The following is a 15,863-nucleotide window of genomic DNA, read 5'->3' on the forward strand; positions in this document are numbered from 1 at the left end:
CCTGTGCGAGCCTCAGCGGCAGGTAAGCCGACCGACTGAGGCGACCGAGGTGGGGGTCCGGGGGCTCGCCCCCGGGCGGGGTCTGGGGGTTGCACCCCCAGAAGACACGGGCTGGAGACGCTTGGCGAGCGCTCTCCGCGAGCAGACTCCGCCCGCGTTTCACGCCCCTCGTCACAACCGCCTGAGCACCGCCACGACCTTGCCGAGCACCGTGGCGTCGTCGCCGGGGATCGGCTCGTACGCCTCGTTGTGCGGCATGAGCCAGATGTGGCCGCCCTTGCGCTTGAACGTCTTGACCGTGGCCTCGCCGTCGATCATCGCGGCGACGATCTCGCCGTTGTCCGCGTCCGGCTGCTGCCGGACCACGACCCAGTCGCCGTCGGTGATGGCCGCGTCGATCATCGAGTCGCCGGTGACCTTGAGCAGGAACAGCTCACCCTCGCCGACGATCTCCCGCGGCAGCGGGAAGACGTCTTCGATGGACTGCTCGGCCAGCACCGGGCCACCGGCGGCGATCCGGCCGACCAGCGGCACGTACGCCGCCTTCGGCATGACCGGCTGCTGGTCCATCTCGATGCCCATGGGGTTGTCGTCGGTCGCGGAGAGCACGCCGACCGCGCGCGGCCGGTTCGCGTCCCGGCGCAGGTACCCCTTGCGCTGCAACGCCCGCAGCTGGTGCGAGACCGACGACGTCGACGTCAGGCCCACCGCTTCGCCGATCTCGCGGACGCTCGGCGGGTAGCCGAACCGGCTCACCCACGAGCGGATCACGTCGAGGACCTGCTGCTGGCGGACGGTGAGGGCGTCGTCCACGTCGTACACCTCGGGCATGGAGGCCACCTTTCCGGTGCCCCCGGGGGACCCACTGGTCCTGCCCGCCTTGTTCTCCTTCGCCACTGCGTCGCCTCCCAGACGTTCGCTGCACGTATGCGCGCCGGCCGCCGTCCGCTGGGTGCGGGCAGCCTCGCCGGCGGCATCTGCCCGGCAGATGCCCTGGTCACCGACGTTAGCCCCCGGGCACGACGATTTCAAACATCTGTTCGATCGACACGCCGTGTCCGCTCGATTTTGTCGGTGGTAGGTGGTAGACCTTCGCACTGACGTTCGATAGAACGTCTGTTCGACCTTGATCCACGAATCGCAGCCGGTTCCGGGATCAGGCGGACACCAGGGTTCAGAGGAGGTTCGGATGTCCATTCTGGCCGAACGCGGTCCGGCTCGCCCGGCGACCCCGGCTCCGGCGCAACCCCGTCCTGTGCGCGTGCTGCGCGGACGGCGCGGTGAGGTGCAGCGCCCGCCGACACGCGCGCGGGTCGTCGCGGGCCGTCGTCCCGCCGGCGCGCCCTGCGCGGCGCCGCGGCGGGTGCCGGTGCGGTGGCCGTGGCTCGTCGCGCTCGCCGGCGCGAGCTGCCTCGTGGTCACCGGATTGGGTCTTCTGGGCGGCGGTGGCGCGAGTGCCCCGGTGCCCGAGTCCACCGCCACGGTGTCGGTCGAGCAGGGCGACACGCTGTCCGCGCTGGCGGCCCGATTCGCGCCGGACAGCGACACCGGCGCGGTTGTCGCCCGGATCGAAGAGCTCAATCGCCTGGACCAGCCCGTTCTGGTGCCCGGGCTGGCGCTCACGGTCCCGGTCGCCGACCCGGCAGCCGTGCCCGCTCCTTGATTCGGCGCCGAGTTGTCGTGGCCGTCAACCACTCTCACCCGGGCGGGTTCCCGCCCGGCCGCGCCGCTTGCGCACGCACCTCCCGAGTCCTACTCTCTGCCGCTATATGTAGTAGTTACACCGCTGTAGTTGGTCCACAGGTTGGGGTAGACTGGGCAGCAGTTGTCCACAGTTGACCGGCTCTTACCCACCGGATGTCCACAAGTCGATCACCAGGGTGCAGGGGTGCCCGGGGGTCGCAGCACGGCCGCGCGTGGCGGCCTGGACGTCGACCGGGGCGGCCGGCGCGGAGGGGAAGGTGATCGGCGGATGAGGTGCCCGTTCTGCCGGCATGCGGACTCTCGGGTCGTCGACTCCCGAGAGGTGGATGAAGGCCAGGCGATCCGCAGGCGGCGCTCGTGCGCGTCCTGCGGGAGGCGGTTCACGACGTCGGAGACGATGGTGCTCGCCGTCGTGAAGCGTTCCGGGGTCACCGAGCAGTTCAACCGGGACAAGGTGGTCAGCGGGGTCCGGCGCGCCTGCCAGGGCAGGCCGGTCGACGACGACGCGCTGCAGCAGCTCGCGCAGCGCGTGGAGGAGTCGATCCGCTCCGCCGGGCTGGCCGAGATCCCGAGTCACGAGGTCGGCCTGGCCATCCTGGGCCCGCTGCGTGAGCTCGACGGGGTCGCCTACCTCCGGTTCGCCAGCGTCTACCGCTCGTTCTCCTCGGTCGAGGACTTCGAGAAGGAGATCGCCGACCTGCGTGAGGCCATCGCGGATGCTGCTGCGCCGAAGGAGAGCGATCAGCGCGACGACGGCGATTGACCGTCCCGCTGCGGGAGTGAGGGTTCGACCATGACCGAAACCGTGGGGACCGGGGCCGGGGCGGCCACCGGCAAGAAGAGCAAGGCCGCCGGGCTGAGCGTGAAGCGTGTCTTCACCACCGAGGGCGAGCACCCGTACGACCAGGTCACCTGGGAACAATGGGACGTCGTCATGACCAACTGGCGCGACGGCTCGGTCAACTTCGAGCAGCGCGGCGTGGAGTTCCCCGAGTCCTGGTCGGTCAACGCCACGAACATCGTCACCAGCAAGTACTTCCGCGGCGCCGTCGGCAGCCCGCAGCGCGAGCGCAGCCTCAAGCAGCTCATCGACCGCGTCGTGCGCAGCTACGTCAAGGGCGCGCGCGACCACGGTTACTTCGCCACGCCGCGGGACCTCGAGATCTTCGAGCACGAGCTCACCTGGATGCTGCTGCACCAGGTCTTCAGCTTCAACTCCCCGGTCTGGTTCAACGTCGGCACGGCCTCGAAGCAGCAGGTCTCGGCGTGCCAGCCGTACGACGCCTTGGTGAGCACCCCCGGCGGCGCCGTGCCGATCGGCCGGTTCGTCGAGCTGAACGCCGTCGGCGCCAAGGTCTACGACGCGCACGGGCTGACCAAGGTCGTCGCCACGAAGGCCAACGGGATCAAGGAAGTCCTGCGGATCACCACGAAGTCGGGTCACGTCCTCGACGTCACGGCCGACCACCTCGTCTGGCGCGCGGGTTCGAACGGTGGGAAGTTCGTGCCCGCCGGAGAGCTGCGGGCCGGCGACAAGCTCGAATGGCATCGTCGAAGTGCGTTCGGCGAAGAAGAAATCAGGGAACGCGACGTCGCCGAAGCCGCGCTGGCCGGCTGGCTGCAGTCGGACGGCTTCGTCGGCCAGTACCACGGGACGAACCGCTCGCTCACCATCGAAGCGATGACGGTGAACGACGCCGAGCTCGCTTGGGTACGCACCGCCCTCGACCGTGTCTTCCCGGACGTCCACCGGCACGAACGGGCCGTCGAAACACAGGACCCGGCGCTGGATTGCCGGCGGACCCGGCTCTACGGCGAGGTTCTCGAGACCTTCGTCCAGACCTGGGGCCTGCGTGCCCGGGGTACCGACATGGAGGTGCCGGAGTACCTGCACACCGCGCCGCTTCCGGTCGTCGCCGCTTACCTGCGGAGCATTTTCCAGGCCGAGGGCTACGTTTCCGCTCGGGAACGGTCCACGTTGGTCGCGCTGGACATGATCGGCGAGGACTTGGTCCGTGGCCTCCAGCACCTGCTGGCCCGGTTCGGCATCTTCGCTCGTGTCGGCCGCAAGAAGGAGAGCCGGCCGGATCGCCACGACCTCTGGGGCATCCGGATCCAGAACGCCGGTGACCGCCGGATCTTCGCGGACGAGATCGGTTTCGTCGATCCCGTGAAGACCGCGAAACTGGAGGCGTCGTTCGAGAAGCCCGGCTTACCCGCCCGGGAAACGAAGCGGCTGGAGATCGCCGCGATCAAGAGCCGCGGCGAGCTGCCGGTCTACGACATCCAGACGGAGTCCGGTGAGTACCTTTCCGGAAATCTCCGGGTCCACAACTGTTTCATCCTCGCCGTCGACGACACCATGGAGTCGATCCTCAACTGGTACCGCGAAGAGGGCCTGATCTTCAAGGGCGGCTCCGGCGCCGGGCTGAACCTCTCGCGGATCCGCTCCTCCAAGGAACTGCTCACCTCCGGCGGCACCGCCTCGGGTCCGGTCTCGTTCATGCGCGGCGCCGACGCCTCCGCGGGCACCATCAAGTCCGGCGGCGCCACCCGGCGCGCGGCGAAGATGGTCGTGCTCGACGTCGACCACCCGGACATCGAAGAGTTCATCCGGACCAAGGCGCGCGAAGAGGAGAAGATCAAGGTCCTGCGCGACGCCGGGTTCGACATGGACCTCTCCGGCGCGGACATCTCCTCGGTGCAGTACCAGAACGCGAACAACTCGGTCCGCGTGTCCGACGAGTTCATGCAGGCGGTCGAGAACAACACGGACTTCGCGCTGCGCGCCCGGCTCACCGGCGAGGAGATCGCCCGCACGGACGCGAAGAAGCTGTTCCGGACCGTGGCGCAGGCCGCGTGGGAGTGCGCCGACCCCGGCATCCAGTACGACGGCACGATCAACGACTGGCACACCTGCCCGGAGTCCGGCCGCATCACCGCGTCCAACCCGTGCAGTGAGTACATGCACCTCGACAACTCCAGCTGCAACCTGGCCTCGCTGAACCTGCTCAAGTTCGTCACGCCCGAGGGCACGTTCGACGCGCCGCTGTTCGCCCGTGCGGTCGAGTTCGTGATCACCGCGATGGACGTCTCGATCTGCTTCGCGGACTTCCCGACCGAGCCGATCGCCGACACCACGCGGAAGTTCCGCCAGCTCGGCATCGGTTACGCCAACCTCGGCGCGCTGCTGATGGCGCTGGGTCACGCGTACGACTCCGACGGCGGCCGCGCGCTCGCCGCCGCGATCACGTCGCTGATGACCGGCGTCTCCTACCGGCGCTCGGCGGAGCTGGCCCAGGCCGTCGGCGCGTACGAGGGGTACGCCCGCAACGCCGAGGCGCACCAGCGCGTCATGCGCAAGCACGCCGCGGCGAACGAGCTCGTCCGCACCTACCACGCGAACGACGGCGCGGTCCGCGCGCTGGCGACCGAGGAGTGGAAGCGCGGCATCGACATCGGCACCAAGCACGGCTGGCGCAACGCGCAGGCCTCGGTGCTCGCGCCCACCGGCACCATCGGCTTCATGATGGACTGCGACACCACCGGGATCGAGCCGGACTTCTCGCTGGTGAAGTTCAAGAAGCTCGTCGGCGGCGGCTCGATGCAGATCGTCAACCAGACCGTGCCGCGCGCGCTGGAGGCGCTCGGCTACCAGGCCGAGCAGGTCGAGGCGATCGTCGAGTTCGTGGCGCAGAACGGCCACGTCGTCGACGCGCCGGGGCTGCGGCCGGAGCACTACGAGGTGTTCGACTGCGCGGTCGGCGAGCGCTCGATCGCGCCGATCGGGCACGTCCGGATGATGGCCTCGGTGCAGCCGTTCCTGTCCGGCGCGATCTCGAAGACCGTCAACATGCCGGAGACGGCGACGGTGGAAGAGGTCGAGGAGATCTACTTCCAGGGCTGGAAGCTCGGCCTCAAGGCGCTGGCCATCTACCGCGACAACTGCAAGGTCGGCCAGCCGCTGTCGACGGCGAAGAAGGACAAGGCCGCGGCGGAGCCGGAGAAGGTCGTCGAGTATCGGCCGGTGCGCAAGCGCCTGCCGAAGAAGCGCCCGAGCCAGACGGTGTCGTTCACCGTCGGCGGCGCAGAGGGCTACCTGACCGCGGGCTCCTACCCGGACGACGGCCTCGGCGAGATCTTCGTCAAGCTCGGCAAGCAGGGTTCGACGCTGGCCGGCGTGATGGACGCGTTCTCGATGTCGATCTCGGTGGGCCTGCAGTACGGCATCCCGCTCGAGTTCTACGTCTCGAAGTTCTCCAACCTGCGCTTCGAGCCGGCCGGCATGACCGACGACCCGGACATCCGGATCGCCACCAGCGTGCTGGACTACCTGTTCCGCCGGCTGGCGCTCGACTACCTGCCGGAGGAGAAGCGGGCGCAGCTGGGCATCCTGTCCGCGGACGAGCGTTCGGCGGAGGTCGAAGCCGGCTACGGCGGCAACGTGGACCTCGGCGCCCTGCAGTCCACAGTGGACGCCTCGCCGGAGCCGCACACGGAGGAAAGCGCGCACCCGCACCGCGAAGCCCAGACCACGACGGAGCTGATGGAGCTCCGCCTCGGCAAGGCCGCGGACGCCCCGCTGTGCATGACGTGCGGAACGAAGATGCGCCCGGCAGGCTCGTGCTACGCCTGCGAAGGCTGCGGCGCGACCTCCGGTTGCAGCTGATCTGCCGTTTTCCCGTTGCGTGGCCCGGGACACTGGAGTCGTGATCGACGACTACGTGTTCGCGGGCCACGCCGCGACGGCCGCCGGAGCGAAGCGGCTGTCGGTGAGCGACTGCCTCATCGACCTCGTCCCGGCCGAGCCGGGCGGGGACGACTGGTTCGGCGACTTCGCGGCCGCGGCGGCCCGCGGTGAATCGGTGCTCACCGTCGGCGTCCCCGTGGAGCACGTCCAGCCCCTGCTGGCCGACCTGGCCGCGGCGGGCTGGGTGCGGGGGAGCGGCGGCCTGCCGGACCGCCTGTGCCACCGGCTCCCGGTGCCGAGCGGGCAGGTCCTCGGCTTCGAGCCGATCGGGTTCGACGACGGAACCTGGCATTCCTGGGCCTGCCTGGGCGGCCTGGTCGACGACGTCCACACGCGACCGGCATCCGCCCGGCCGCCAACGGCCTGATCGAGGCGGAGACGGACGCCCGCGAGGCCGCCCGCTGGCTGACGGCGTCCGGCCTCGGGGACCCGAAGGTGTTCTTCTGGACCCCGGCCGTGGTGCTCGGAGTGCCGGGCTAGGGCACGATCTCCGCGATGCCGAGCATGTTGCCCTCGCTGTCGCGGAACCACGCGGCCCGCTCGCCGCGGCCCTTACTCGGGTAGTTGCCGTCGATGTCCATGATCCCGTCGACGCAGCCGTCGTACTCCTCGAACACGACACCCCGGCCGCGCAGGTCGGCGACCGCCGCGTCGACGTCCTCGACGTAGAAACCCAGCTGCGTGAACGAGCCGTCGGACCGCCCGGCCGAGGTGTAGAGGCAGAAGACGCCGGACTCGCTCTCGTACCGCAGGCCGCCGGGCCGCTCCTCGGCCGGTTCGAGCCCGAGCTTCTCGGCGTACCACCGCCGGGCGCGGGCCAGGTCCTGCGTCGGAATGCGGGCTTCGAACCGCGGGGTGCTCGGCATCCTGCCGATGATAGGCCGAGCGCGACATCCACACCGGATCTCCACCGGAGCCGCCCACGGTGTCCACGAGTGTCCGGCATCATCGGCGCGATGACCTACGCACACTGGCTCCGGGACTTCGAAACCGAAGCCGAACGCCGGCGGCTGCGGAGCGATCCGCCCTGGGCTCGGGGCGCGGAACTGCACCCCGACGTCGCGCGGAGCATCCAGCGGTTCCAGGTCGGCGAAGCCGGCGACGGCGCCAACCTCATCGCGAAAGCCGCCGGCGGCGACTATGCGGCCGCCGTCAGGTTGTTCGTGGCCGAGGAGCAGAACCACGCGCGGATGCTCGAGGAACTCCTGCGGGCCGCCGGGGTGCCGACCATCACGAGCCACTGGTCCGACGCCGTTTTCGTGCGACTGCGGCGGGCGCTCGGGCTGCGGCTGGAACTGATGGTGCTGCTCATCGCCGAGGTCGTCGCGCTGCGGTACTACCGGGCGCTGCGCGACGGCACCGCCGATCCGCTCGTCACGCGGGTCGCGGGCCTGATCCTCGCCGATGAGGAGCGGCACGTGCCCTTCCACTGCCACCGGCTCCGGATCGGCTTCGCGTCGCTCGGCCGGCCGGCCCGCGCGGCCGTGTTCGGGGCTTGGCGGCTGCTCCTGCTGGGCGTGACGATCACCGTCACCGCCGATCACGGGCGTGCGTTGCGCCGGCTCGGCGTCGGGCGGCTCGTCTTCGTCGCCGACGTGCTCGTCGCCTTCGAAGCCGCTCTCGCGCGGATTCGCGGTGAAGAACCGAAGCCGCGTCACGTCCCGAAGCGGGCCAGACCGCGTGGGCTCTTTTAGAACGCCCGGGCCGCGAGGGCCTGCAGTGACGCCGTGATCCGCTCCGGCGGCACGCCCTGGCCGGTCTGGTGCAGGAACAGTTCCGGTGCCAGCGGCGCGAGGAGGACGTCGGCCAGGACGCCGGGGTCCGGGGCGCCCGCGGCGACCGCCAGGACGCGGACGTGCGTGTGCCAGAAGCCGTACGCGCCCGTCTTGAAACGCGAATGGCCCACCTCCGTGCCCAGCACCAGGTGCGCGTGGCGGGTCAGCAGGTCGACCATCGCCGCGTAGAACGCCGCCAGCCGCTCGGCCGGGGGTGCGCCCGGGCCCAGCGGGGGAGCGCCGCGCAGCAGCGAGTCCTGCAGCCGGCGCTCGTGCTCGTCCAGCAGGGCCACGGCGATCGCCGCGCGGTCCGGGTAACGGCGGTACAGCGTGCCCCGGCCGACGCCGGCCGCGCGGGCGATGTCCTCCATCGTGACGTTCGCCGGGCCGTGGGCGGCGAACAGCTCCTCCGCGGCCGCCAGGACCTTCGCGCGGTTGCGGGCGGCGTCGGCGCGTTCGGGCATGGCACCAGCCTAGGGAATATCCGGACGAGGCGTCCAGTTAGCCTCAAGTGGACACCGCGTCCACTTGAGGAGGAACCGTGACCCACCTGCTGCACCTCGACTCCAGCGCCCGCCGCACGTCGTTCTCGCGCGAGCTGACCGCGCGCTACGCCGCGACCTGGGCCGGCACGCGCACCCACCGCGACCTCGCCGCCGACCCGGTGCCGGTGATCGGCGAGGCCTGGACCGAGATCTGCGACGCGCTCCTGACCGCGGGGATCACCGACCCCGCGCACTACGCCGACGTCGTCGAGACGCCGGAGCAGAAGCGCGCCTGGGCGGTCGTCGAGCCGCTGCTGGCCGAGCTGCTCGAAGCCGACGTCGTCCTCATCGGCGCGCCGATGTACAACTTCTCGATCCCGGCCGCGCTCAAGACGTGGATCGACCAGGTGACGTTCCCGCGGATGTCGTTGCGGGGCAAGGCGTTCGTCGTCGCCGGGGCGCGCGGCGGGACGTACGCGCCGGGCACGCCGCGCGCGCCGTTCGACCACCACGAGGCCTACCTGCGGGACTTCATCGCCGGGCACTACGACGTCGACGACGTCCGCTTCGTGCACGCCGAACTGACCAACGCACTGGTCGACCCGCACCTCGCCGCGCGCGAAGCCGACCGGGCGGCGTCCCGCGACCAGGCCCTCGAGAGCATCTGATGGGCTGGGTGACGCTGGTCTGCGCCGGGCTCGTCGAAATCGCCTGGTCGCAGAGCATCAAGCCGACGGAGAACTTCACGAAGCCGTGGCCGACGCTGCTGTGCTTCGTGCTCTGCGCCGCCGCCGTCTACCTGCTTTCGCGCGCGATGGACACCGTCCCGGTGGGCACCGCCTACGCGGTGTTCACCGGGATCGGCGCCGTCGGCGCGATCGTGCTCGGCGTCGTCGTGACCAAGGACCCGCTGAGCCTCGGCCGGGTGGCCGCGCTGGCCCTGATCGTCGGCGGCGTCGTGCTCGCGCGCATCACTTCGTGAGCTGCTCCCACAGGAACTCGAAGACCAGCGCCCACTTGAACGCCAGCTGCTCGTTGTCCGCCGCGGCGCCGTGGCCGCCTTCGATGTTCTCGTGGTAGCGGACGTCGTGCCCCTGCTCACGCATCCGCGCCACCATCTTGCGGGCGTGGGCGGGGTGCACGCGGTCGTCGCGCGTGGACGTCACGAACAGCGACGGCGGATAGGACACTCCACTGTGGACGTTCTGGTACGGCGAGTACTTCGAGATGAACTCCCACTCGGCCGCCTCGTCCGGGTCGCCGTACTCGGCCATCCACGACGCGCCGGCCAGCAGCAGGTGGTAGCGGCGCATGTCGAGCAGCGGCACCTGGCTGACGATCGCGCCGAACCGCTCCGGGTAACGCGTCAGCATGACGCCCATCAGCAGGCCGCCGTTGCTGCCGCCCTGGATGCCGAGCCGTTCCGGCGTCGTGATGCCGCGCTCGGCGAGGTCCGCGGCGACGGCGGCGAAGTCCTCGTACACCCGGTGCCGCTCGGCTTTGATCGCCTGCGTGTGCCAGCCCGGCCCGTATTCGCCGCCGCCGCGGATGTTCGCGACGACGTACGTGCCGCCACGCGCGAGCCAGCCGCGGCCGATCATCCCGCTGTAGGACGGCGTCAGCGACACCTCGAAGCCGCCGTAGCCCGTCAGCAGCGTCGGGCCGCCTTCGGCACCGGAAGGCCGGACGACGAAGTAGGGGATCTTCGTGCCGTCTTCGGACGTCGCGAAGTACTGCGCGACGCTCATCTCCGAAGCGTCGAAGAACGCCGGAGCCTGCTTCAGCACCTCGACTTCTTCGCCGACATGGCCGTAGCTCAGCGTCGACGGCTGGAGGAAGCCGCTGGAGTTGATCAGGTACTCGTCGCTGACGTCGGGATCGGTGTCGAAGATGTCCGCGCTGCCGAACTCCGGGCCACCCGAAAGCGGCTCCTCCGCCCAGCCGTCCGGACCCGGCGTGAGCGTGCGCAGCTCGGACCGGACGTCGCGCAGCAGGCCGAGCAGCAGGTGGTTGCGCGTCCAGGCCCAGTAGTCGAGCGAGGTGTGCGCGTCCGGCGTGAAGAGCGTCGTGAAGGTCCGCTCGCCACCCATGAAGGCGTCGAACAGGATCGCGATCAGCGAGCCGGCCGGGTGCTCGGTGCCGCCGACGGTCCACGCCGTCCGCGGCCGGACCAGCAGCCATTCGCGGTGCAGCGACGCGCTCGCGTCGTCCGGGACGTCGATCTTGACCAGGCCGCCGGGCGTCCGCAGGAACAGCTCCGAGCGGTAGAAGTCGATGGCGCGGCTGACGAAGTCGCGCTCGAAGCCCTCGGTCGGGTCGTGGGACGCACCGATCGAGACGTCGTCGGCCTTGCCCTCGTAGACCGTCGTCGCGGCCTCGATCGGCGTGCCGCGGCGCCACTCCTTGCTCAGCCGCGGGTAGCCGGAGCTGGTCAGCGAGTCCGGGCCGAAGTCGGTGCCGACGTAGACGCGGTCCTCGTCGATCCAGCCGATGCGCGTCTTCGCCTCCGGCAGCGTGAAGCCGCCCTCGACGAACTCGTGCGCGTCGAGGTCGAACTCGCGCACGACCGTGGCGTCGGCGCCGCCGCGCGACAGCTCGACCAGGCCGCGGCGGTAACCCGGCCGCAGCACGGTCGCGCCCTGCCAGACCCAGTTCTCGCCCTCGGCCTCGGCCAGCGCGTCGACGTCGAGCAGCAGCTCCCACTCCGGTTCGGCCCGCCGGTAGGACTCCAGCGTCGTCCGCCGCCACAGACCGCGGGGGTGGCTCGCGTCCTGCCAGAAGTTGTAGAGGAGCTCACCGCGGCGGCGCACGTACGGGATCCGGTCGTCGGCGTCGAGCACCTCGCGCAGTTCGTCGCGCAGTTCGGCGAACCGGGCGGCCTCGGTCAGCTCGGCCAGTGTTTCGCCGTTGCGGGCGCGCACCCAGTCCAGCGCTTCCTCGCCGGTCACGTCTTCCAGCCACAGGAGGGGATCCTCGACACTCATGCCGACAGTCTCGCCCGATCACGGGCCCGCTGGCCACCGGACGGCGTTTTCGATTCGTGATCCCGGCCTCTTCGGCGGTCGATATGCTGGGCGCACCGAGCAGGGGGAGAACGTGAACGAGGCCGAAAGGGCCGGTCCGCCCGGGCCGCCACCGCCGTCACCGGCACCGGCGGCGCGGCCTCCGGAACCGGCGTGGGCGCCGGAACCCAACCCCTGGGCGTCACCCGGCTGGGCGACCGCACCCCCCGTCCCGATCGCCCCGCCGCGCAGCCGGCTCTGGGGCGCCGTCGGCGGGGTCCTGGTGATCGTCCTGGCCTTCTCGCTGGTCGCCGCCACTTTCCCGCACCGCGTCGACGGCCACGCGCTCGTCGCCGAGGGTGTCGACACCGGCCGCGCGTACGGCGGCACGTCCGACGGCAAGCCGCCGAAGTCCGTGCCGGAGCTGTCCACCAACCCGCTGCTCGCCGCCGGCATCACGCCCGGGCCGGCGCACTGCGCGCTGCCCGCCCTCGGCCGGGCCGCCGAGCAGCTCAAGGCGTACTACGACGCGCTGGCCGGCTGCCTCGAACAGTCGTGGCGGCCCGCACTGGCCAAAGCCAACGAGCCGACGCTGACCGCCAAGGTGTCGGTGGTGCTGCCCGAGCACAGCGCGTGCGGCGCGGCGCCGTCGGAGAACGAAGCCGTCGCGTACTACTGCGGCGGCGACACCACGATCTACGCCCCGACCGACTGGATGCTGTCGGACGCCGGGCTCAACAAGGCGCGGCACATCGCGACGATCGCCCACGAGTACGGCCACCACGTGCAGCGCGAGAGCGGCATCCTGTCCGCCGCGGCCGACAAGATGACCTCGCCGGACGAGGACAGCCCGGCCGACAAAGAGGTCGTCCGCCGGATCGAGCTGCAGGCGAACTGCTTCGGCTCGCTGTTCCTCGCCGCGGTCGCCGGCACGGGCTCGATCAGCCGGTCGCTGGCCAACGCCGCCGTCGCCGACTACGGCCGGGCCGACGACAGCGACACCCACGGCTCGCGCGCGCACCAGCTGTCCTGGGCGAAGGCCGGGTACGACGGCAAGACCACGAAGTCGTGCGACACGTGGGGCGCGCCGGTCACCGAGGTCAGCTGACGCGCCAGGCGGGATCGCGGCCCAGCAGCGCCAGGAACCGGTCCAGGTCGCTCGCGTCCGCCGGGACGTCGACGCTGTGCGCGAACGAGCCGTTCTTCTCGCGGCCCTCGTCGGGGATGCGCTCGGCCATCCGCAGCGCGGCGGACACGGCGTCGGCGTCCGGCTCGTAGGGGAGGCCGAGCGTGCGGGCGAGGTCCCAGCCGTGCGCGACGGTGTCGACCAGGTGCATCAGCGCGGCGATCGGGCCGGGGAACGTGCCGAAGGTGCTGACGGCGAGCTCGCGGGTCAGCACGGCGTCGTCGGCGAAGGCGTCGAGGTAGTCGTCGACGGACGCCTGGTAGGCGGCGTACGGGTCGTCGCCGAGGTCGCCGGCGTCCCAGTCCGGCGCCGAGCCCTCGCGGGCCGCCGTCGCGAAAGCGTGGTTCTCGCTGACCTGGTGGCGGAGGAGGTCGGCCAGCGTCCAGCCCGCGCACGGGGTCGGCCGGGCGAGGTCGGCGGGCGTGGCCGTGGCGACGATCTTGTCGAGGACGAGCAGGGTGCGGCGGTCGAGTTCGCGGAAGTCCATGAGCCCGACGCTAGGAGCGGAAGCGGACCACGCACAGTGCCAAAACCAGGCCAACCTTCGTGGGCCGATCTAGGATCGAGCCGGTGGACGTCCACATCGACCTGACCGGGACCCGCGGCCACCGCGACGCGATCTACCGGCAGCTGCGCGCGGCGATCCTCGACGGCCGGATCCGGCCCGGCGAAGCCCTGCCGCCTACGCGTGAGCTGGCCCAGCGGCTCGCCGTCTCCCGTACGACGGTCAGCGCGGCCTACGACCGGCTCACCGCCGAAGGGTTCCTGGCCGGGCGGGTCGGCGCGGGCACGTTCGTCACGGCGTCCCCGGCGGCGCGCCCCGAGCCGTCCCACGTCTCCGGCGTGCGGCCGCTGCCGGAGTGGGACGCCGTGCCGTCGCCGCCCGCGCCGTTCGCCCCGGCGCCGGAGTTCGACTTCCGCCCGGGCGTCCCGGACCTGGCGCGGTTCCCGTTCGACACCTGGCGCCGGCTTGTCACGCAGCGGCTGCGTGCCGGCCAGGCGGACCTGATGACCTACGGCGACCCGCAGGGCCACGCCGGGCTGCGCGCCGAGATCGCCCGGCACGCCGGGGTGTCGCGCGACGTGCGGGCGAGCGCCGAGCAGGTCGTCGTCACCGCGGGCGCGCAGCAGACGACGGACCTGGTCGCGCGGGTGCTGCTGCGGCCCGGCGACCTGGCGGCCGTCGAAGACCCCGGGTACCCGCCGCCGCGGCTGGTGCTCGAGTCGCGCGGCGTGCGCGTCGCGCCGGTGCCGGTGGACGATTCCGGGATAGTCGTCGACGCCATCCCGGCCGGGACGCGGCTGGTCTACGTGACGCCGTCGCACCAGTACCCGCTGGGCCTGTCGATGTCGCTGGACCGCCGGCTCGAACTGCTCGACTGGGCCGAGCGCCACGACGCCGTGCTCGTCGAGGACGACTACGACACCGAGTTCCGCTACACCGGACGGCCGCTGGAACCGTTGCACAGCTTGGATTCCCGCGGCCGCGTCGTGTACGTCGGCTCGTTCTCGAAGGTGCTTTCGCCGGCGCTGCGGCTCGGGTTTCTCATCGCGCCGCCGGCGCTGGTGCCCGCGCTCGTGAAGGCCCGGTACCTGACGGACTGGCACGCGCCCAACGTCGAGCAGGCCGCGCTGGCGGCGTTCATGGCCGAAGGCGGTTTCGCCCGGCACGTCCGCCGGATGCGCAAGGTCTACCGCGACCGGCACGAGCTGCTGTCGAGGCTGCTGGTCAGGGACTTCGCCGAGGTCCTCACGCCGCTGCCGTCGACCGCGGGCCTGCACCTGAGCGCGGCTTCCGTCTTCGACACGCGCTCGTGGGTCCGGCGCGCCCGGCACCACGGCGTCCGGCTGTATTCGCTGGGCGATTTCGGTGTGGGCGAGCGGCGGCACGGGCTCGTGTTCGGTTACGGTGCGGTCGCGACCGAGCGGATCGAGCCGGGACTGGCCCGGCTGCGCTCACTCGCCGATGGAGGAACGGCATGACCGACGACGTGATGGTGGCGATCGACGCCGGTCTGCGGCAGCACATGGGCGGCGACCGCGCGGGCGCGTACGCGACTTTCGCCGAGCTGTGGGCGTCGGTCGGCCCGGACGGCGACCCGCTGCACCGCGTCGCGCTCGCCCACCACATGGCCGACGTCTGCGACGACCCGGCCGAGGAGCTCGAGTGGGACCTGCGCGCGCTGGCCGCGGCGGACTCGCTGACCGACTCGCGGGCGCAGGAGTACCACTCGTCGCTGGCCGTGCGCGGGTTCTACCCGTCGCTGCACCTCAACCTGGGTGAGGACTACCGCAAGCTGGGTGATCTGACGGCCGCCCGCGAGCAGCTGGACCTCGCGCGAGGCCGTCTGGATGCCCTCTGCGACGACGACTACGCCGCCGGAATCCGCCTCGCACTGGACGGCCTGGCCGAACGTCTCGGCTGAATCGGTTCGAATACCACGGATACGCCCCGTTTGCCGGACTTTCGCGCGGTGCTGCCGGGCCCTAACCTGTTGTGACCCAGTTCACCGACGGGAAGGATCGCCATGCGGATTGCGGATCTGCTGCGCAAGAAGGGGACGGCCGTGGCCACGGTCACTCCGGAAACCACGGTGACCACGCTGCTGGCCGGACTGGCGGACAAGAACGTCGGTGCGATGGTGGTCGTAGCACCGGACGGGTCGATCGCCGGCATCGTCTCCGAACGCGACGTCGTCCGCCGCCTCAACGACCACGGCCCCACCCTCCTGGACGGCCCGGTAGCCGACATCATGACGACGTTGGTCGCCAGCTGCGGCCCGGACGACTCGGTGGACCAGCTGTCGATCCTGATGACCGAGCGCCGCATCCGCCACGTCCCGGTCCTGGACAACGGCCGCCTGGCCGGAATCATCTCCATCGGCGACGTGGTGAAGAACCGGATGGAAGAGCTGGAGAAGAGCCAGGAACAGCTGGAGGCCTACATCTCCCAGGGCTGAG

Annotated in this window: 16 protein-coding genes; 11 read left to right on the forward strand and 5 right to left on the reverse strand. The window is 71.1% G+C overall.

From position 1 onward, the window contains the following. Positions 1-171 precede the first annotated feature (171 nt). A complete protein-coding gene (gene lexA, locus MUY22_RS25090; RefSeq protein ID WP_247063137.1) occupies positions 172-831 on the reverse strand; it encodes a transcriptional repressor LexA in 660 nt (219 codons plus the stop codon). Between the two features lie 358 nt (positions 832-1,189). Here lexA and MUY22_RS25095 point away from each other — a divergent pair, with 358 nt between their 5' ends. The 4 genes from MUY22_RS25095 to MUY22_RS25110 all read left to right on the forward strand — a co-directional run bounded on the left by MUY22_RS25095 (position 1,190) and on the right by MUY22_RS25110 (position 6,821). Beyond that, positions 1,190-1,663 (forward strand): LysM peptidoglycan-binding domain-containing protein, encoded by a 474-nt coding sequence (locus tag MUY22_RS25095; protein ID WP_247063138.1) that lies wholly within the window; start codon positions 1,190-1,192, stop codon positions 1,661-1,663. Between the two features lie 309 nt (positions 1,664-1,972). Next, positions 1,973-2,467, forward strand: coding sequence for a transcriptional regulator NrdR (gene nrdR, locus MUY22_RS25100; protein ID WP_247063145.1), 495 nt, complete (start codon positions 1,973-1,975; stop codon positions 2,465-2,467). A gap of 30 nt (positions 2,468-2,497) precedes the next feature. Continuing rightward, complete coding sequence (locus MUY22_RS25105; RefSeq protein ID WP_247063147.1) at positions 2,498-6,373, forward strand: vitamin B12-dependent ribonucleotide reductase; 3,876 nt, start codon at positions 2,498-2,500, stop codon at positions 6,371-6,373. A 40-nt stretch (positions 6,374-6,413) separates the two neighbouring features. After that, positions 6,414-6,821, forward strand: coding sequence for a hypothetical protein (locus tag MUY22_RS25110; RefSeq protein WP_247063149.1), 408 nt, complete (start codon positions 6,414-6,416; stop codon positions 6,819-6,821). Positions 6,822-6,930: 109 nt separating this feature from the next. Here MUY22_RS25110 and MUY22_RS25115 read toward each other — a convergent pair whose 3' ends face one another. Further along, complete coding sequence (locus MUY22_RS25115) at positions 6,931-7,320, reverse strand: VOC family protein (protein ID WP_247063151.1); 390 nt, start codon at positions 7,318-7,320, stop codon at positions 6,931-6,933. A gap of 90 nt (positions 7,321-7,410) precedes the next feature. Between MUY22_RS25115 and MUY22_RS25120 the strand changes: the two genes are divergently transcribed. Next, a complete protein-coding gene (locus MUY22_RS25120; protein WP_247063152.1) occupies positions 7,411-8,148 on the forward strand; it encodes a ferritin-like domain-containing protein in 738 nt (245 codons plus the stop codon). Here the strand turns inward: MUY22_RS25120 and MUY22_RS25125 are convergent. After that, positions 8,145-8,693 carry a TetR/AcrR family transcriptional regulator gene (locus MUY22_RS25125; RefSeq protein WP_247063153.1) on the reverse strand — a complete coding sequence of 183 codons (549 nt, stop codon included), beginning with the start codon at positions 8,691-8,693 and terminating at the stop codon, positions 8,145-8,147. The genes MUY22_RS25120 and MUY22_RS25125 overlap by 4 nt on opposite strands. A 77-nt stretch (positions 8,694-8,770) precedes the next feature. On the opposite strand from MUY22_RS25125, the gene MUY22_RS25130 reads away from it, so the two are divergent. Continuing rightward, on the forward strand, positions 8,771-9,382 hold the full coding sequence (locus MUY22_RS25130) for an FMN-dependent NADH-azoreductase (RefSeq protein WP_247063154.1): 612 nt from the start codon (positions 8,771-8,773) through the stop codon (positions 9,380-9,382). Continuing rightward, a complete protein-coding gene (locus MUY22_RS25135; protein ID WP_247063155.1) occupies positions 9,382-9,696 on the forward strand; it encodes a multidrug efflux SMR transporter in 315 nt (104 codons plus the stop codon). The genes MUY22_RS25130 and MUY22_RS25135 overlap by 1 nt, the downstream gene beginning before the upstream one ends. Here the strand turns inward: MUY22_RS25135 and MUY22_RS25140 are convergent. Next, positions 9,686-11,698, reverse strand: coding sequence for a prolyl oligopeptidase family protein (locus MUY22_RS25140; RefSeq protein WP_247063157.1), 2,013 nt, complete (start codon positions 11,696-11,698; stop codon positions 9,686-9,688). The two genes, MUY22_RS25135 and MUY22_RS25140, sit on opposite strands and share 11 nt — an antisense overlap. A 112-nt stretch (positions 11,699-11,810) precedes the next feature. Here MUY22_RS25140 and MUY22_RS25145 point away from each other — a divergent pair, with 112 nt between their 5' ends. After that, complete coding sequence (locus tag MUY22_RS25145) at positions 11,811-12,824, forward strand: neutral zinc metallopeptidase (protein ID WP_247063158.1); 1,014 nt, start codon at positions 11,811-11,813, stop codon at positions 12,822-12,824. On the opposite strand, the gene MUY22_RS25150 is transcribed toward MUY22_RS25145, so the two are convergent. Further along, positions 12,817-13,389: a TIGR03086 family metal-binding protein gene (locus tag MUY22_RS25150; protein WP_247063159.1), complete on the reverse strand. Its 573-nt coding sequence runs from the start codon at positions 13,387-13,389 to the stop codon at positions 12,817-12,819. The two genes, MUY22_RS25145 and MUY22_RS25150, sit on opposite strands and share 8 nt — an antisense overlap. 83 nt (positions 13,390-13,472) lie before the next feature. On the opposite strand from MUY22_RS25150, the gene MUY22_RS25155 reads away from it, so the two are divergent. The 3 genes from MUY22_RS25155 (at position 13,473) to MUY22_RS25165 (ending at position 15,862) form a co-directional block, all read left to right on the forward strand. Then, positions 13,473-14,885 carry a PLP-dependent aminotransferase family protein gene (locus MUY22_RS25155; protein WP_247063160.1) on the forward strand — a complete coding sequence of 471 codons (1,413 nt, stop codon included), beginning with the start codon at positions 13,473-13,475 and terminating at the stop codon, positions 14,883-14,885. Next, the gene (locus MUY22_RS25160; RefSeq protein WP_247063161.1) at positions 14,882-15,328 is read left to right on the forward strand and encodes a hypothetical protein; all 447 of its coding nucleotides are present in this window, start codon (positions 14,882-14,884) and stop codon (positions 15,326-15,328) included. Before MUY22_RS25155 ends, MUY22_RS25160 begins: the two co-directional genes overlap by 4 nt. A gap of 102 nt (positions 15,329-15,430) precedes the next feature. Further along, positions 15,431-15,862 carry a CBS domain-containing protein gene (locus tag MUY22_RS25165; RefSeq protein WP_247063162.1) on the forward strand — a complete coding sequence of 144 codons (432 nt, stop codon included), beginning with the start codon at positions 15,431-15,433 and terminating at the stop codon, positions 15,860-15,862. Position 15,863 lies beyond the last annotated feature (1 nt).

This window comes from Amycolatopsis sp. WQ 127309 (assembly GCF_023023025.1).
Lineage (GTDB): Bacteria > Actinomycetota > Actinomycetes > Mycobacteriales > Pseudonocardiaceae > Amycolatopsis.

Bases quoted from the DNA above. Each gene is read 5' to 3' on its own strand.
- MUY22_RS25160 (WP_247063161.1), top strand. From the start codon at position 14,882: ATGACCGACGACGTGATGGTGGCGATCGACGCCGGTCTGCGGCAGCAC.
- lexA (WP_247063137.1), bottom strand. From the start codon at position 831: ATGCCCGAGGTGTACGACGTGGACGACGCCCTCACCGTCCGCCAGCAG.
- MUY22_RS25105 (WP_247063147.1), top strand. From the start codon at position 2,498: ATGACCGAAACCGTGGGGACCGGGGCCGGGGCGGCCACCGGCAAGAAG.
- nrdR (WP_247063145.1), top strand. From the start codon at position 1,973: ATGAGGTGCCCGTTCTGCCGGCATGCGGACTCTCGGGTCGTCGACTCC.
- MUY22_RS25135 (WP_247063155.1), top strand. From the start codon at position 9,382: ATGGGCTGGGTGACGCTGGTCTGCGCCGGGCTCGTCGAAATCGCCTGG.
- MUY22_RS25095 (WP_247063138.1), top strand. From the start codon at position 1,190: ATGTCCATTCTGGCCGAACGCGGTCCGGCTCGCCCGGCGACCCCGGCT.
- MUY22_RS25140 (WP_247063157.1), bottom strand. From the start codon at position 11,698: ATGAGTGTCGAGGATCCCCTCCTGTGGCTGGAAGACGTGACCGGCGAG.
- MUY22_RS25120 (WP_247063152.1), top strand. From the start codon at position 7,411: ATGACCTACGCACACTGGCTCCGGGACTTCGAAACCGAAGCCGAACGC.
- MUY22_RS25165 (WP_247063162.1), top strand. From the start codon at position 15,431: ATGCGGATTGCGGATCTGCTGCGCAAGAAGGGGACGGCCGTGGCCACG.
- MUY22_RS25150 (WP_247063159.1), bottom strand. From the start codon at position 13,389: ATGGACTTCCGCGAACTCGACCGCCGCACCCTGCTCGTCCTCGACAAG.
- MUY22_RS25125 (WP_247063153.1), bottom strand. From the start codon at position 8,693: ATGCCCGAACGCGCCGACGCCGCCCGCAACCGCGCGAAGGTCCTGGCG.
- MUY22_RS25115 (WP_247063151.1), bottom strand. From the start codon at position 7,320: ATGCCGAGCACCCCGCGGTTCGAAGCCCGCATTCCGACGCAGGACCTG.